12 protein-coding genes and 1 riboswitch are annotated in these 15829 nt (G+C 73.5%); of the genes, 2 read left to right on the forward strand and 10 right to left on the reverse strand.

The genetic code is table 11. From position 1 onward, the window contains the following. Positions 1-4: 4 nt before the first annotated feature. Complete coding sequence (gene cobM, locus AOQ37_RS32730; RefSeq protein WP_062649821.1) at positions 5-823, reverse strand: precorrin-4 C(11)-methyltransferase; 819 nt, start codon at positions 821-823, stop codon at positions 5-7. Between the two features lie 99 nt (positions 824-922). On the opposite strand from cobM, the gene AOQ37_RS32735 reads away from it, so the two are divergent. Continuing rightward, on the forward strand, positions 923-1651 hold the full coding sequence (locus AOQ37_RS32735) for a ZIP family metal transporter (RefSeq protein WP_020130448.1): 729 nt from the start codon (positions 923-925) through the stop codon (positions 1649-1651). A 17-nt stretch (positions 1652-1668) separates the two neighbouring features. Here the strand turns inward: AOQ37_RS32735 and cobI are convergent, their stop codons facing one another. From cobI to AOQ37_RS32780, 9 genes are all read right to left on the reverse strand, one after another. Beyond that, on the reverse strand, positions 1669-2400 hold the full coding sequence (gene cobI, locus AOQ37_RS32740) for a precorrin-2 C(20)-methyltransferase (RefSeq protein ID WP_078890456.1): 732 nt from the start codon (positions 2398-2400) through the stop codon (positions 1669-1671). Beyond that, positions 2397-3869 (reverse strand): cobyrinic acid a,c-diamide synthase CobB, encoded by a 1473-nt coding sequence (locus AOQ37_RS32745; protein ID WP_078890451.1) that lies wholly within the window; start codon positions 3867-3869, stop codon positions 2397-2399. The genes cobI and AOQ37_RS32745 overlap by 4 nt, the downstream gene beginning before the upstream one ends. Before the next feature lie 4 nt (positions 3870-3873). Continuing rightward, positions 3874-4473, reverse strand: coding sequence for a cob(I)yrinic acid a,c-diamide adenosyltransferase (cobO, locus tag AOQ37_RS32750; protein ID WP_062649826.1), 600 nt, complete (start codon positions 4471-4473; stop codon positions 3874-3876). Continuing rightward, positions 4473-6533: a putative cobaltochelatase gene (locus tag AOQ37_RS32755; protein WP_062649828.1), complete on the reverse strand. Its 2061-nt coding sequence runs from the start codon at positions 6531-6533 to the stop codon at positions 4473-4475. Before AOQ37_RS32755 ends, cobO begins: the two co-directional genes overlap by 1 nt. Continuing rightward, positions 6530-10186: a cobaltochelatase subunit CobN gene (gene cobN / locus AOQ37_RS32760; protein WP_062649830.1), complete on the reverse strand. Its 3657-nt coding sequence runs from the start codon at positions 10184-10186 to the stop codon at positions 6530-6532. The genes AOQ37_RS32755 and cobN overlap by 4 nt, the downstream gene beginning before the upstream one ends. Next, positions 10183-11703, reverse strand: coding sequence for a cobyric acid synthase (locus AOQ37_RS32765; protein WP_062649832.1), 1521 nt, complete (start codon positions 11701-11703; stop codon positions 10183-10185). The genes cobN and AOQ37_RS32765 overlap by 4 nt, the downstream gene beginning before the upstream one ends. Continuing rightward, a complete protein-coding gene (locus AOQ37_RS32770; RefSeq protein ID WP_062649834.1) occupies positions 11700-12686 on the reverse strand; it encodes a cobalamin biosynthesis protein in 987 nt (328 codons plus the stop codon). Before AOQ37_RS32770 ends, AOQ37_RS32765 begins: the two co-directional genes overlap by 4 nt. Before the next feature lie 101 nt (positions 12687-12787). Continuing rightward, positions 12788-12927: riboswitch (cobalamin riboswitch) on the reverse strand. Between the two features lie 154 nt (positions 12928-13081). Further along, positions 13082-13303, reverse strand: coding sequence for a hypothetical protein (locus AOQ37_RS32775; protein ID WP_020130440.1), 222 nt, complete (start codon positions 13301-13303; stop codon positions 13082-13084). Between the two features lie 34 nt (positions 13304-13337). Then, positions 13338-14606 carry an inorganic phosphate transporter gene (locus tag AOQ37_RS32780; RefSeq protein WP_062649836.1) on the reverse strand — a complete coding sequence of 423 codons (1269 nt, stop codon included), beginning with the start codon at positions 14604-14606 and terminating at the stop codon, positions 13338-13340. A 307-nt stretch (positions 14607-14913) separates the two neighbouring features. Here AOQ37_RS32780 and AOQ37_RS32785 point away from each other — a divergent pair, with 307 nt between their 5' ends. Beyond that, positions 14914-15645, forward strand: a complete 732-nt coding sequence (locus AOQ37_RS32785) for a class II aldolase/adducin family protein (RefSeq protein WP_062649838.1) — start codon at positions 14914-14916, stop codon at positions 15643-15645. The last annotated feature ends 184 nt before the right edge of the window (positions 15646-15829 follow it).

The raw sequence follows: 15829 nt of genomic DNA on the forward strand, positions 1-15829 counted from the left end.
CCTCTCACGTACTGGCACCCCGTGTCCGCAGCGCCCGGCGGGCCTCCGGGTCGGCCTTGCGATAGCCGTGGAAGTGACCGGGGTGGTAGAGGTGCGAGCGGGTGCCGTGCGCGTCGAGGGCGGGGCCGACCAGGAAGAGGGTGTGCTTCCAGAGCTTGTGCTCCTTGACGGTCTCCTCCAGCGTCTCGATCGTGCACTTCACGACCAGCTCCTCCGGCCAGGTCGCCTGGTAGGCGACGACCACCGGGGTGGCGGTCGGGTAGCCGCCCTCCAGCAGCTCCCGCACCAGCTGACCGCTGCGCGCCGCCGACAGGAAGATCGCCATGGTCGTGCCGTGCTTGGCGAACTCCCGCACCTCCTCGCCGGGCGGCATCGGCGTCTTGCCACCGCCGAGCCGGGTGAGGACGACCGACTGCGCGACCTCGGGGATCGTCAGCTCGCGCCGGGCGAGCGCGGCGACGGCCGAGAAGGAGGACACCCCGGGCACGATCTCCGTCCCGACGCCGATCTCCTCGCACCGGTCGAGCTGCTCCTGGGTACCGCCCCAGAGCGCGGGGTCGCCGGAGTGGATGCGGGCGACCCTCAGCCCCTCCCGGCGGGCCCGCTCGTAGACCGCGACGACGTCCTCCAGGGACATGGTCGCCGAGTCGAGGATCTCCGCGCCCTCGCGCGCGTGTTCGAGGACCTCCGCCTGGACCAGGCTCGCGGCCCAGATCACCACGTCGGCGTCGGCGATGGCACGCGCGGCACGGAACGTCAGCAGGTCGGCGGCGCCGGGGCCGGCACCGACGAAGGTCACCTTGCCGGTGGGGGCATCGGCCATGGGTTCGGGTCCTCTCATAGCGGTTCTTGTCCGTGTTTTCCGGTGTCAGCGGGCGGCGTGGATGTGCGCGACCGGGGGTTGATCGGATAGCAAGGGCCTATGGCGGTCTTCGTCGCGCTCGGCGCGTTCCTGATGACGCTGGCCGGCGGTTGGACGGCGCAGCGCGTGACCGACCGCCGCCATCTGGTGCTGGGCCTGGCCGGCGGCCTGATGCTGGGCGTCGTCGGCCTGGATCTGCTGCCGGAGGCCCTGGAGGCGGCGGGCACGGAGGTGTTCGGCGTCCCGGCCGCGCTGCTGCTCTTCGTGGCGGGCTTCCTGCTGGCCCATCTGGTCGAACGACTGCTGGCGGTGCGGCAGGCCGCGCACGGCGCGGAGGAGCACGACGGCCGGGCCCCCGAGGTCGGCCTGACGGCGGCCGCGGCGATGGTCGGCCACAGCGCCATGGACGGCGTGGCGATCGGCGCGGCCTTCCAGGTGGGCGGCGGCATGGGCATCGCCGTCGCCCTGGCGGTCATCGCCCACGACTTCGCGGACGGCTTCAACACGTACACGATCACGAGCCTGTACGGGAACGACCGCCGCAAGGCCCTGGCCATGCTGTTCGCGGACGCGGCGGCACCGGTCGTCGGCGCGGCCTCGACGTCCTTCGTCACCATCCCCGAGCAGCTCCTCGGCGCCTACCTGGGCTTCTTCGGCGGTGCGCTGCTCTATCTGGCGGCCGCCGAGATCCTTCCCGAGGCGCACCACGAACACCCCGCCCGCTCGACCGTGCTGTGCACGATCGCGGGCGCGGCCTTCATCTGGCTGGTGGTGGGCCTGGCCTCGTGACCCGGCGGCGGACGCACTCACAGCTTGCCGCCCCGGCCGCCCTCGCGCCGAGCGGGCGCGATGAGCGTGGAGAGATAGGGCAGCGGCTCGCCGTCCAGCTCCCCGGCGGGCCGGACGGACTCCTCCGGGAGACCGAGCGCCGACCCCCACACGGCGTCCCCGATCCGCCCGGTCTCCCGCAGCGCCTCGGCGACCTCGGCGGCCTGCCGTCCGAACTTGTAGGCCACGACGGTCCCCGGACCCGCGAGCGCGTCCTTCAGTACGGCCGAGCCCGCGGTCACCGGCACCAGCGTCAACGGTTCGGTGCCCTCGGTCAGCACGGCGCCCGACCGCGCCGCGAGATCCTGCATGGCGGTGATCCCCGGAACGGTCTCGATCACCACGCCCGGCACCGACTCCACGATGGTCTGCGCGAGATAGGTGAAGGTGGAGTACACGTTGGGGTCGCCGATGGTCGCGAAGGCGACGCCGCCGTGCCGCCGCAGCAGCTCGGCGACCCGCTCCCCGGCGGCGTCCCAGGCGGCCTCCCGGCGCGCCCGGTCGGTCCGCTCGTTGAGCGCGAAGACGACCCGGACGATCTTCTCCGCCGGCACGTAGTGCAGCACGGTGGCCTCGGCCCGCCCGCGCTCCCCGCTGTCCAGCACGGGCACCACGACGACCTCGGCGGCCCGCAGCGCGTTGACGCCCTTGACGGTCACCAGCTCCGGATCCCCGGGACCCACCCCGACCCCGACCAGCCTGCTGCTCATGACGTACGGCACCTCTCCACGAACCGACGGGCCACACCGGGCTCGGACGCCCAGTGCGTGTGCAGATAACTCGCGTGCACACCGCGCTCCACAAATCCCTCGACCCGCCGCGGTGCCAGGACCCCCCAGGCGGGAGCCGCCCCCGAGCCGGGCTCGACGACCGTCCGGTGGAACTCGTGACCCCGCATCCGGGTCCCGGCCACGGCCAGCACGCTGTCGCTCACGGCCACCGCGTCCCGGTAGCCGAGCGTGAGCCGCTCGTTCATCCGGGCGGTGGCGTCGAGCACCCCGCACATGGGCTGCCCGTCCAGCTCCCGGCACAGGTACAGCAGCCCCGCACACTCGGCGGCGACCGGCGCACCCGATCCGGCGAGCTCGGCGACCTCCTTGCGCAGCGCCTCGTTCGAGGACAGCTCGGCGGCGTACACCTCGGGGAACCCACCCCCGATGACCAGTCCCCGGGTCCCTTCCGGCAGCCCCTCGTCCCGCAGCGGATCGAACACGACGACCTCGGCCCCGGCGGCGGCGAGCAACTCCGCGTGCTCGGCGTAGGAGAAGGTGAACGCGGCCCCGCCCGCGACGGCGACCCGCACCCTGCCGCCCGGGCCGCTCTCACCCGGCCCGTCCGGCGCTTGAGGACGAGGCCGTTCAGGCCGAGAGCGGGGGTCCGGGGGCGCGGCCCCCGGGGTCGGGACGGCAAGGGGCGGCGGGGGCGAGGAATCGAGCGCCCCGGCCGCGTCCCAGGCCGCACAGGACAACGCCCCCGCACTACGCGCCAGCGCGACCAGCGCCTCCAGATCGCACCCTCGGGAAACCTGCGCCCCCATGGCCGCGACGGAGTCCACCGCGGAAGCCCGCCGTTCGGCGACCGGCACCAGCCCCAGATGCCGCGAAGGCGTCTCCACCTGAGCCACCCGCCGCAGCACCCCCAGCACCGGCACCCCGGCCGCGTCGAGCGCCTCCCGCAGCAACTCCTCGTGCCGGTCGGAAGCGACCTTGTTGAGGATCACGCCCCCGATCCGCACCTGCGGATCCCAGGAGGCGAACCCGTGCACGAGCGCGGCCACGGACCGCGACTGCGACGACGCGTCGACGACGAGCACGACCGGCGCCCGCAGCAGCTTCGCCACCTGGGCGGTGGACGCCAGCTCACCCTCCCCGGCGGCCCCGTCGTACATCCCCATGACCCCCTCGACCACGGCGATGTCGCAGCCGCGCGCACCGTGCGCGAACAACGGCCCCACCAGGTCGGGCCCGCACAGATACGCGTCGAGGTTGCGTCCGGTCCGCCCGGTCGCGAGCGAGTGGTACCCGGGGTCGATGTAGTCCGGCCCGACCTTGTGCGGGGACACGGCGAGGCCCCGCGCGGTGAGCGCGGCCATGAGCCCGGTGGCGACGGTGGTCTTGCCCGAGCCCGAGGAGGGTGCGGCGACGACCAGCCGGGGGACGGAGGACGGGGAGGTCAGCACGGCGTCACCACTCGATACCCCGCTGCCCCTTCTGGCCCGCGTCCATCGGATGCTTGACCTTGGACATGTCGGTGACGAGGTCGGCGTACCCGACGAGCTTCTCCGGCGCGTTCCGCCCGGTGATCACGACATGCTGGGTACCGGGCCGGTCCCGCAGCACGGAGACGACCTCGTCGGTGTCGACCCATCCCCAGTGCATCGGATACGCGAACTCGTCGAGCACGTACAGCTTGTACGTCTCGGCGGCGAGATCCCGCTTGACCTGCTCCCAGCCCTCCCGGGCCTTCTCCTCGTTGTCCATCTGTGAGTCCCGCTGCACCCAGGACCACCCCTCGCCCATCTTGTGCCAGTCGACGGAACCGCCCTGCCCGGACGCCCCCAGCACGCGCAGCGCGTTCTCCTCGCCGACCTTCCACTTCGCCGACTTGACGAACTGGAACACCCCGATGGGCCACCCCTGGTTCCAGGCCCGCAGCGCCAGCCCGAAGGCGGCCGTGGACTTGCCCTTGCCGATCCCCGTGTGCACGACGACCAGCGGCCGGTTGCGTCGCTGACGTGTGGTCAGCCCGTCGTCCGGCACCACACTCGGCTGTCCCTGAGGCATTACGCGGCCCTCCTCGAAGTCCCCTGCACATCCCTGACCAGCCCGGCGATGGAGTCCGCCCGCAGTTCGTCCAGCGTCACGGCGGTACCTCCCAGCTCACCCGCGAGCTGTCCCGCGAGCCCGAGCCGCACCGGCCCCGCCTCGCAGTCGACGACCACGGACGCGATCCCCTCGGCGGCGAACAGCCGGGCCGCCCGCCCGGCGAGCGCGACCGGTTCGGGGCCCCCGGTGGCCCGGCCGTCCGTCACCACGACGACCAGCGCCCGCCGTGCCGGATCCCGCAGCCGCTCGACGCGCAGCACGTCGTGCGCCTTGAGCAGCCCGGCGGCGAGCGGCGTGCGCCCGCCGGTGGGCAGCGACTCCAGCCGTACGGCGGCGGCGTCCACCGACGAGGTGGGCGGCAGCGCGACGTCCGCGGCCGCCCCCCGGAAGCTGACGAGCCCCACCTTGTCGCGCCGCTGATAGGCGTCCAGCAGCAGCGACAGCACGGCACCCTTCACCGCGCTCATCCGCTGCCGGGCCGCCATCGATCCGGACGCGTCCACGACGAACAGCACGAGGTTGCCCTCACGCCCCTCCCGGGTCGCCTGCCGCAGATCGTCCCGGCGCACCACGAGCCCGCGGCCGGTCCTGCCGCGCTCCCGCTGGTGCGGGGCGGCGGCCATCACCGTGGCGGCCAGGTGCAGCTTGGTGAGCGCCCCACGCGGCCGGCGCGCACCGGTCGTCCGCCCGTGCTCGGTCCGGGCCCGTGAGCGCCGTCCGGCGGCCCCCTCGCCGATCCCGGGCACGCTCAGCACCTTCGTGCGGAACGGTTCGGCCGCCCGCACGGCGGACTGCTCCCCGGCGCCGGAACCGGCGGGCTGCGGCTCTCCGTCCTTGCCGCTCTCCGGGCTCGCCGGGCTCTCGGCCGCCCCCTCGGCGTCGGACCCGGCGGTCGTGTCGTCGCCCCGCGGACCGTCGCCGTCGGAGCGCGGCGGCTCACCGCCGTCCCCGCCGCCGTCCCCGCCGTCGGGCCCGTCGGGGTCCGGGTCGGGGTCCTCGTCGTCCTGGCCGCCGAACTCCTCCAGCGTCTCGTCGAGCTTGTCCTCGTCGATTCCCGGCGCGTCGAAGGGGTTGCGGCGACGGCGGTGCGGCAGCGCCAGCAGCGCGGCCTGCCGTACGTCCTCCGCGAGCACGTCCGTGCGCCCGGCCCAGGCGGCCAGCGCGGTGGCCGTCCGCGCCATCACGATGTCGGCCCGCATGCCGTCCACCTCGAAGGCCGCACAGGTCGCCGCGATCTGCCGCAGCGCCCCGTCGCCCAGCCGCACCGACGGCAGCAGCTTCCGCGCGGCCACGATCCGGCCGCGAACGGCGCTCTCCTCGTCCGCCCACCGCTCGGCGAAGCCGGCCGGATCGTCGTCGTACGCGAGCCTGCGCCGGACGACCTCCACCCGCCGGTCGGGCTCGCGCGAGGCGGCCACCTCCACCGTCAGCCCGAACCGGTCGAGCAACTGCGGCCGCAGTTCGCCCTCCTCGGGGTTCATCGTGCCGACGAGCAGGAACCGGGCGGCGTGGCGTACGGAGACACCCTCGCGCTCCACGTACGAGGCGCCCATCGCGGCCGCGTCGAGCAGCAGGTCGACCAGGTGGTCGTGCAGGAGGTTGACCTCGTCGACGTACAGGATCCCGCGGTGCGCGTCCGCGAGGAGCCCCGGCTCGAAGGCCTTGACGCCCTCCGCGAGCGCCCGCTCGATGTCGAGGGCGCCGACCAGCCGGTCCTCGGAGGCGCCGACGGGCAGTTCGACCATCCGGGCCGGCCGGGTCTCGAACGCCCCCGGCTCGTGCGGTCCGTCCGGGCAGGCGGGGTCGGGGGAGTCGGGGTCGCAGGAGAACCGGCAGCCCGAGACCACGTCCAGGGCGGGCATGAGCGCCGCGAGGGCACGCACCGCCGTGGACTTGGCGGTGCCCTTCTCCCCACGGACCAGCACCCCGCCCACGGCCGGTGAGACGGCGTTCAGCAGCAGCGCGAGCCGCAGGTCGTCCTGGCCGACGACGGCCGTGAACGGGAAAGGAGTACTCACTTGTCGTCGCCCTCCAGGTCGCCTTCGAGCTCGAGGTAGGTGGCGCGCAGCCGCTCGATCGTGTCGGCGTCCGGCTCTGCCCACAGCCCGCGGTCGGCGGCTTCCAGCAGCCGCTCGGTGATGCCCCGCAGGGCCCACGGGTTGGACTTCTTCATGAAGTCCCGGTTCTCCGCGTCGAAGACGTACTCGGCGCTGAGTTTCTCGTACATCCAGTCGTCGACGACTCCGGCGGTGGCGTCGTAGCCGAAGAGGTAGTCGACGGTCGCGGCCATCTCGAAGGCGCCCTTGTAGCCGTGCCGGCGCATGGCCGCCATCCAGCGCGGGTTGACCACCCGGGCCCGGAACACGCGGTGCGTCTCCTCGCCGAGCGTGCGCGTGCGCACCTGGTCCGGCGTCGCGGAATCGCCCACGTACGCCTCGGGGTTGGCACCCGTCAGATGCCGGACCATGGCGACCATGCCGCCGTGGTACTGGAAGTAGTCGTCCGCGTCGACGAGGTCGTGCTCGCGGGTGTCCACGTTCTTGGCGGCGACGGCGATCCGCTTGAACGCCGTCTCCATGTCCCCGCGCGCCGCCCGCCCGTCGAGCCCGCGCCCGTAGGCGTAACCGCCCCAGACGGCGTACACCTCGGCGAGGTCGGCGTCCGAGCGCCAGTTGCGGGCGTCGATCAGCGGCAGCAGCCCCGCCCCGTAGGCCCCCGGCTTGGAGCCGAAGACTCGGGCCGTCGCACGCCGCCGGTCGCCGTGCGCGGCCGTGTCCTCCTCCACGTGGGCGCGGACGAAGTTCGACCCGGCCGGCTCGGCCAGCTCGGCCACCGCCCGCACCGCGTCGTCGATCAGCGCCACCACGTGCGGGAACGCGTCCCGGAAGAACCCGGAGATGCGAACCGTCACGTCGATGCGCGGCCGTCCCAGCTCCTCCAGCGGCACGACCTCGAAGCCCGTCACCCGGCGCGAGGCGTCGTCCCACACCGGACGGCAGCCGAGCAGCGCCAGGATCTCGGCGATGTCGTCGCCCTGGGTGCGCATCGCGGAGGTGCCCCAGACCGTGAGGCCGACGGACTTCGGGTACGCGCCGGTGTCCTGGAGGTACCGCTGCACCAGGGAGTCCGCGAGGGCCTGTCCGACCTCCCAGCTCAGCCTGGAGGGAATGGCCTTGGGGTCGACCGAGTAGAAGTTGCGCCCGGTCGGCAGGACGTTGACCAGGCCGCGCGTCGGGGAGCCCGACGGGCCGGCCGGGACGTAACCGCCGTCCAGCGCCTTGAGGATGTGCCCGATCTCGTCGGTCGTCCTCGCCAGCCGCGGCACGACCTCCGTGCACGCGAACTCCAGCACCGCGACGGCGTCCGGGAGTTCGGTGCCCAGCACCTCACGGACGAGGTCCCGGCTCCCGGCGACCGCCCACCCGCGCTCCTCGGCGCCCTCCGCGATCCGCCGGCACAGCTGCTCCAGCAGGTCGACGGCGTCGGCGGCGCTGCGGGCGGGGCCCGCGACGAGATCCGTCAGCTCGACCGGCACCTTCACCGGCGCACCCGGCTCGGCGAGCAACTCTTTCTCCACCAGCCCGAAATGAGCGGCCAGCGCGGCCCGCAACCCCGGCAGCGCGTTCGCCTGCCCGCCCCACACCTGCGAGGCGCGCAGCACGGCAAGCACCAGGTTCACCCGCGCCTCGCCGACCGGACCGCCGCCGAGGATGTGCAGGCCGTCCCTGATCTGCACGTCCTTGATCTCGCACAGATAGCCGTCGATGTGCATCACGAACGAGTCGAAGTCGTCGTCGCCCGGCTGGTCGTCGACGTGCAGGTCGTGGTGCAGCTCCGCCGCCTTGACCAGGGTCCAGATCTGCGCGCGCACGGCCGGTGCCTTCGTCGGATCCAGGTCGGAGACGAGCGCGTACTCGTCGAGCAGCTGCTCCAGCTTGGCCAGGTCGCCGTAGGTGTCGGCACGCGCCATCGGCGGCACCAGGTGGTCGACGACGGTGGCGTGCCCGCGCCGCTTGGCCTGGGTCCCCTCGCCCGGGTCGTTGACGATGAAGGGGTAGACGAGCGGCAGGTCCCCGAGGACGGCGTCCGGGGCGCAGCCCCCGCTCAGCCCGAGCCCCTTGCCCGGCAGCCACTCCATGGTGCCGTGCTTGCCCATGTGCACGATCGCGTCGGCACCGAAACTGTTCTCCAGCCACCGGTAGGCCGCCATGTAGTGGTGCGACGGCGGCATGTCGGGGTCGTGGTAGATCGCGATCGGGTTCTCGCCGAAGCCGCGCGGCGGCTGGATCATCACCACGACGTTCCCGAACCGGAGCGAGGCCAGCACGATGTCGTCCCCGTCGACGTACAGCGAACCCGGCGGCTCGCCCCACGCCTCCAGCATGCCGTCGCGCAGCCCGGGGTCGAGCCGGTCGAACCACGCCCGGTAGTCGGCCAGCGGCACCCGGGCGGGCGCGGCGGCCAGCTGCTCCTCGGTGAGCCATTCCACGTCGTGGCCACCGGCGTTGATGAGCCGGTGGATCAGCTCGTCACCGTTGTCCGGATGCCCCTGGACGCCGTACCCGGCGTCCCGCAGCGCGTCGAGGACGCGGATGGCGGAGGCGGGGGTGTCGAGGCCGACCGCGTTGCCGACCCGCGAGTGCTTGGTCGGGTACGCGGTGAAGACGAGCGCCAGCTTCTTCTCGGCGTTCGGCTTGTGCCTCAGCAGCGCGTGCCGTACGGCGATCCCGGCGACGCGTCCGGCCCGCTCGGGGTCGGCGATGTACACCGGCACGTCGTCCGGGCCCTGCTCCTTGAAGGAGAAGGGGACGGTGACGATCCGGCCGTCGAACTCCGGGATGGCGACCTGCATCGCCGCGTCCATCGGGGAGAGGGCGGCATCGGACTCCTCCCACGCGCTCTTCGACGAGGTGAGGCAGAGCCCTTGCAGCACGGGGATGTCGAGCTCGGCGAGCGCGCCGACGTCCCAGGCCTCCTCGTCCCCGCCCGCCGAGGCCTGCGAGGCGTGCGTGCCGCCGGCGGCCAGGACGGTCGCGACGAGGGTGTCGGCCCGCCCGAGGATCTCGTACAGCCCCGGATCCGCCCCGCGCAGCGAACCGCAGTACACCGGAAGGGCGTTGGCGCCGCGTGCCTCGACGGCGTCGCACAGCGTGTCCACGAAGGCGGTGTTCCCGCTCAGTTCGTGCGCCCGGTAGAAGAGCACCCCGACGGTCGGCCGCCCCTCGACGAGGGCCCGCTCGCCGTGGACGCCGAACTCGGGCATCTTCCGCGGCTCGAGGAACCCCTCACCGGTCAGCAGCACGGTGTCGGAGAGGAACCGGGCCAGCTCGGTCAGGTTGGCGGGCCCGCCCTCGACGAGATAGCGCAGCGCCTCCGCCACCACACCGGCGGGCACCGACGACTCGGCCATCAGCTCCGCGTCGGGCACGGCCTCGCCGCCCAGCAGCACCGTCGGCACCCCGGACGCCCTGAGCGCGGCGAGCCCGTCCTCCCAGGCCCGCTTGCCGCCGAGCAGCCGGACGACGGCGATGTCCGCGCCGTCGAGGAGCGCGGGGAGTTCCCCGGCGACGTCCACCCGGGTCGGGTTGCCGATCCGGTACGAGGCGCCGGTGGCGGCCCGGGCCGCCAGCAGATCGGTGTCGGCGGTCGACAACAACAACACTGTGCTCATGCGGGCGCTCCCGGTGGAATGAAAGGCAGTCCTTGCGGCGCGCCCGACTCGATGAGCCGCCGGAGCGCGTCGGTGTCCGCGTGCTGTTCGATGAGGTCGCCGAGCCGGTCGAGCTGCTCCTCGCGCAGCGCGGCGAACGAGGTGTCGGCGGCCGGTACGAAACGACGGCCCGCGGCGGCCGCCACCTCGCGCAGGAAGGCCCGCCGGAATCCGTCCGACTCCAGTGAGCCGTGCCAGTGCGTGCCCCAGGCGCCGCCGACCCGGCAGCCGTCCAGGAAGGCCTCGCCGCCCAGGACTTCGGCGACCCCGTGATGGATCTCGTACCCCTCGACCCGCTCGCCGAGGGCTTCGCCGACGGGCCGGGTGAGGGTCTTCTCGCGGGCGAACCGCACCCGTACGGGCAGGATCCCGAGGCCCGCCACCCGCCCGCGGCGGCTCTCGACGTCGTCCTCGATGTGCTCGCCCAGGATCTGGAATCCGCCGCAGATGCCGAGGACGGGCCGCTGCTCGGCGGCCCTGCGCAGGATCGCGTCGGCCAGCCCCCGCTCGCGCAGCCACTCCAGGGCGCGCACGGTCCCCCGGGTCCCCGGGATCACCACCAGGTCGGCGTCGGCCAGCTCCTCCGGCCGGTCCACGAACCGCACGACGACGCCGGGTTCGGCGGCCAGCGCGTCCACGTCCGTGAAGTTGGACATGAGGGGGATCGCGCAGACGGCGACCCGCAGCACGTCCTCGCCGACGGGCGGGGCGGTGGTCGACTCCCGCACGGTGCCGCGCAGCGAGACCCTCAGGCCGTCCTCCTCGTCGATGCCGAGTCCGTGCCGGAACGGCAGCACGCCGTAGCTGCGCCGCCCGGTGAGCCCGTGCAGCATGTCCAGACCCGGCTCCAGCAGGGAGACGTCCCCCCGGAACTTGTTGACCAGGAACCCGGCGACCAGCTCCTGGTCCTCGGGCGAGAGCAGGGCGACGGTGCCGAAGAAGGAGGCGAAGACGCCGCCGCGGTCGATGTCGCCGACCACGAGCACGGGCAGCCGCGCGCCCCGCGCGATCCCCATGTTCACGATGTCGGTCCGCCGGAGATTGATCTCGGCCGGACTGCCCGCCCCCTCACAGATCACCGCGTCATACGTGCCCCGCAACTCGGCGAGGCAGTCTAGAACGGTGCCGAGGAGTTTCCGCTGACGGCCCCCGTGATACCCGCGGGCACTCATCTCCCCCACCGGCTTGCCGAGGAGCACGACCTGACTGCTCTGCTCACCCCCCGGCTTGAGCAGCACGGGGTTCATCAGCGCGGTCGGCTCCACCCGGCAGGCCTGGGCCTGCATGGCCTGGGCCCGCCCGATCTCGGCGCCCTCCGTCGTCACGAACGAGTTGAGGGACATGTTCTGCGCCTTGAACGGCGCGACCTTCACCCCCTGCCGCACCAGCCACCGGCAGATGCCGGCCGTGACGACGCTCTTGCCCGCGTCGGAGGTGGTGCCGGCGACGAGGAGCCCCCCGCCCAGACCACCGCTCATGTCGTACGCTCCTTCGGCTGGTTCCTCGCGGCGCCGCGGCCGGCGACGGCGCGGCCGGCGGCGATGCGCGCGGCGACGGTGACGCCGAGCGCGAGCAGGCCGACACGGCGGGAGAGCCGCGCGGCACGTTCGATGTCCCGGACGACGACGGGCCGTCCGGCCGCGCCGTTCAGCACGGGCCGGTGCTCGATCCGGCCGCCGTACGACAGGGTCCCGCCCAGCCGCACCCCGAGGGCGCCCGCGAAGGACGCCTCCACCGGGCCGGCGTTGGGACTGGGATGCTTGCGCGCGTCGGCCCGCCAGGCCCGCACGGCGCCCCGGGGATCGTCCCCGGCGACGGCGGCGAGCACGGCGGTGAGCCGGGCTCCCGGCCAGCCGGCGACGTCGTCGAGGCGGGCGGCGGCCCAGCCGTAGCGCAGATACCTCGGCGACCGGTGACCGACCATGGCGTCCAGGGTGTTGACGGCCCGGAACCCGAGCAGGCCCGGCACCCCGCCCACGGCCCCCCACACCAGCGCCCCCACGACGGCGTCGGAGGTGTTCTCGGCGACGGACTCCACGACGGCCCGGGCGATCCCGTCGGCGTCCAGCGCCTGCGGGTCCCGCCCGCACAGGTGCGGCAGCCGTTCCCGGGCGCCCTCGACGTCGCCCGCCTCGAGCGCCCGCCCGACGGTCCGGGCCTCCCGGACCAGGGAACTGCCCCCGACGACGGCCCAGGTGGCGGCGCAGACCAGTGCGACGGTGGCGACGGGGGAGCGGCGCACGGCCCGCTCGGCGGCCGCTCCCAGGGCCACGGCCCCGCCGGCGCACACCAGGGCGTGGACGGCGCCGCGTCCCCGGTGGTCCCGCCACAGCAGCCGCTCGACGGCACCGGCGGCCCGTCCGAACGCGGCGACCGGATGCCCCCGGCGCGGATCGCCGAGCAGCAGGTCGCCCAGAAGGCCGGTGACGGCGCCGTACGCGTAGAGGCGATCGGCACGCATCGGCTCAGCCGGCCGTGGGGCCGGGCAGTGAACTGGTGCGGTACCTCAACGGCCGAGCGAGCATGGCGATATGTCCTCACTCAGGGTGTCCACGCCCTGGTTCGACGAGACCGGCGGCGAGAGTTCCTGGCTCCCGGGGGTTTCTACCCCGGTGACAGTGGCGGGACCGCGCCGGATTCGCACCGGCTTCCTCTTCTGCCGCCGTACATGGCTCGGGCAGTCCACCACGGCCCGCAAGAGCCGTCAACTTGCTGTTGACCTGCGAGGCTGGAGTGTGCAGAACCCCACACAGGAGTGGTCGGCACGGCCACGAACGCCGAAGGGTGCGGGACGGTGAATCCGTCCCGCACCCCAGGGGTGTTCGGGTGCCGCGTGCCGCGTGTGCGGACGGGGCGTCAGGCGACGATCAGTGAGATCCCGTACGCCACCGCCGCCGCGCAGGCCGCGAAGCAGGCGTACGCGCCGGTCACCGCGAGGGTGGCCGAGCCGCCCTGCGCCGACGCGCGTTCCTGCCGCGACAGGCCCATGACGCCGAGGGTGAACAGGGCGACGAGGCCCACGGTGACCACGAGGCTGACGCCGAAGACGGAGCCCAGGGCTGCCCAGTCGATCTTCATGCTGCTTCTCTTCCTTCGTACCGGGAGCGCGGGCTCAGACAGCCGCGGCCGGGGGAGCGGCGGGGGTCGCCGGCTCCGCGGCCGGGGCGGGGATCGTGGCCGTCAGGTCCGTCGTGCGGACGGCGGTGAGGTCCTCGGCCAGGGTGCCCGCGGGGGGCGGGGTGACGGCGGCGATCGCCGTCGTGACGACACCCGCGGGCTCCTCGGGCGCGTTGACGTTGGAGGCGTCGACGACCTCGCGCCGGGAGACCTTCCAGATGGCCGCGCTGGAGGCGATCAGGAAGACCGCGACGAGGGCCGTGCCCCAGTCGCCGAGGCCGGTGACGGACTCGGCGAGCGCGCCCACCAGGGCCGCGGCCGGGAGCGTCAGGCCCCAGGCGACGAACATCCGGGTCGCGGTCGACCAGCGGACCACACCGCCCTTGCGGCCCAGTCCCGCGCCCATCACCGCACCGGAGACCGAGTGGGTGGTGGAGAGGGAGAAGCCGAGGTGCGAGGAGGCCAGGATGACCGTGGCCGCGCTGGTCTGGGCGGCGAAGCCCTGCTGCGGCTGGAGGTCGGTCAGGCCCTTGCCCATGGTGCGGATGATGCGCCAGCCGCCGAGGTAGGTGCCGAGCGCGATGGCCAGGCCGGCGGAGAGGATGACCCAGGTGGGCGGGTCGGAGTCGGGGGCCACGGCGCCGCCGGCCACCAGGGCCAGGGTGATGATGCCCATCGTCTTCTGCGCGTCGTTGGTGCCGTGGGCGAGGGAGACCAGGCCGGCCGAGGCGATCTGGCCCGCGCGGTAGCCCTTGGCCGCCGCCTTGCCGTCGGCCTTCTTGCCGAGGGTGTAGGAGAGCCGGGTCGCGAGCATCGCCGCGACACCCGCGACGATCGGTGCCGCGATCGCCGGGATCAGCACCTTGGTGACCAGGGCATCACCGTGCACCGCGCCCAGGCCGGCCGAGGCGATGGTGGCGCCGATCAGACCGCCCATCAGGGCGTGCGAGGAACTGGACGGCAGGCCGACCAGCCAGGTCAGCAGATTCCAGAGGATCGCGCCGACCAGGGCGGCGAAGATGACCTCGGGACGGATGCCGGTCTCGTCGACGAGACCCTTGGAGATCGTGTTGGCGACCTCCACCGAGAGAAATGCGCCCACAAGGTTGAGCGCGGCGGACATGGCCACCGCGACCTTGGGCTTGAGTGCACCGGTCGAGATGGTGGTGGCCATCGCGTTGGCGGTGTCGTGGAAACCGTTCGTGAAATCGAACGCGAGTGCGGTTACCACCACAATCGCGAGGATCAGCGAGAAGCTTTCCATTTACCCAGGCAATCGTTCGAAGTCATTGGCGCGTTGACCGTAGGCAATCTGGGTGAACGGAAGATGAACTGGGAACGGCATCAGGGTGTCTGTATACGGGGGTCGGGGCGGGCTCCCACGACCGCCCCGGCGCCGAGGTCGGGCGCCGTACGGTCACCCGTCCCCGGCGGGCCCGCGCGGCGGCGTCCCGGAGCCGCGAAAGAGATTCCGGTCACGCCGCGCCGGTCCGCTGCCGCAGTGCCCGTGGCGGACGCTCCACAGGGCGTGACCGGCGGCGGTCGCGGGTGCCTGCTGGCAGGATCACGGCATGGCTGAGCAGTGGCGCGAGCAGGGGGACGCCCGGGGCGACCGGGACGGCGTACGGGACGTGACGCAGGAGCGGGGGAGGCACGCGGTACTCGAGGAGGCACGCGCCTGGGAGGCGCTGGTGACGGCGGCCCGCCGCACCGTGACCGACGGGCTGGTCGTCGGCACCTCCGGCAACGTCTCCGTACGCGTGGGCGACACCGTGCTCGTCACCCCGTCGGGCGTACCCTACGAGCGGCTCACCCCGGACGACGTCACGGGCGTCGACCTCACCGGCCGGCAGGTGCTCGGCACGCTGCGCCCGACGAGCGAGCTGCCCATGCACCTCGCCGTCTACCGCGGCACGGACGCCGGGGCGATCGTCCACACCCACGCCGTGCACGCGACCGCCGTCTCGACCCTCGTCACCGAGCTCCCCCTCGTCCACTACATGGCCGGCGCGCTCGGCGGACCCGTCCGGGTCGCCCCCTACGCGACCTACGGCACCGAGGAGTTGGCCGAGAACACCCTGCGCGCCCTCGCCGACCGCAGCGGCTGCCTCCTGCGCAACCACGGCACCCTCACCCACGGCGCCACCCTCGACCAGGCCTACGACCGCACCGCCCAACTGGAGTGGATGTGCCGCCTGTGGCTGACGGCGTCGTCCGTACCCGGCCTGAACCCGACGCTTCTGACGGAGGGGCAGGTCGCGGAGGCGGGCGAGCGGCTGCGCGGCTACGGGCAGCGGGACTGACCTCACCCGTGCCTGCCGCTCCCCTCCCGTCCGTGCTGTTCCCCACCCCCGTCCGTGCTGTTCCCCACCCCCCGTTCGGGCTGCACCGCACCGCTGGTGAGCGCCCCTCACCTCACCGCGTCGGGACCCGCCTTCCTCCCCCGGCCGGCCTCCACCACTGGCCGGGAGGAAGGCGGGCCAGGAC

It is taken from the genome of Streptomyces maremycinicus (genome assembly GCF_001184025.1).
In the GTDB taxonomy this organism is placed as follows: Bacteria; Actinomycetota; Actinomycetes; order Streptomycetales; family Streptomycetaceae; genus Streptomyces; species Streptomyces maremycinicus.

Bases quoted from the DNA above. Each gene is read 5' to 3' on its own strand.
- cobM (WP_062649821.1), bottom strand. From the start codon at position 823: ATGGCCGATGCCCCCACCGGCAAGGTGACCTTCGTCGGTGCCGGCCCC.
- AOQ37_RS32735 (WP_020130448.1), top strand. From the start codon at position 923: ATGGCGGTCTTCGTCGCGCTCGGCGCGTTCCTGATGACGCTGGCCGGC.
- cobI (WP_078890456.1), bottom strand. From the start codon at position 2,400: ATGAGCAGCAGGCTGGTCGGGGTCGGGGTGGGTCCCGGGGATCCGGAG.
- cobO (WP_062649826.1), bottom strand. From the start codon at position 4,473: ATGCCTCAGGGACAGCCGAGTGTGGTGCCGGACGACGGGCTGACCACA.
- cobN (WP_062649830.1), bottom strand. From the start codon at position 10,186: ATGAGCACAGTGTTGTTGTTGTCGACCGCCGACACCGATCTGCTGGCG.
- AOQ37_RS32765 (WP_062649832.1), bottom strand. From the start codon at position 11,703: ATGAGCGGTGGTCTGGGCGGGGGGCTCCTCGTCGCCGGCACCACCTCC.
- AOQ37_RS32770 (WP_062649834.1), bottom strand. From the start codon at position 12,686: ATGCGTGCCGATCGCCTCTACGCGTACGGCGCCGTCACCGGCCTTCTG.
- AOQ37_RS32775 (WP_020130440.1), bottom strand. From the start codon at position 13,303: ATGAAGATCGACTGGGCAGCCCTGGGCTCCGTCTTCGGCGTCAGCCTC.
- AOQ37_RS32780 (WP_062649836.1), bottom strand. From the start codon at position 14,606: ATGGAAAGCTTCTCGCTGATCCTCGCGATTGTGGTGGTAACCGCACTC.
- AOQ37_RS32785 (WP_062649838.1), top strand. From the start codon at position 14,914: ATGGCTGAGCAGTGGCGCGAGCAGGGGGACGCCCGGGGCGACCGGGAC.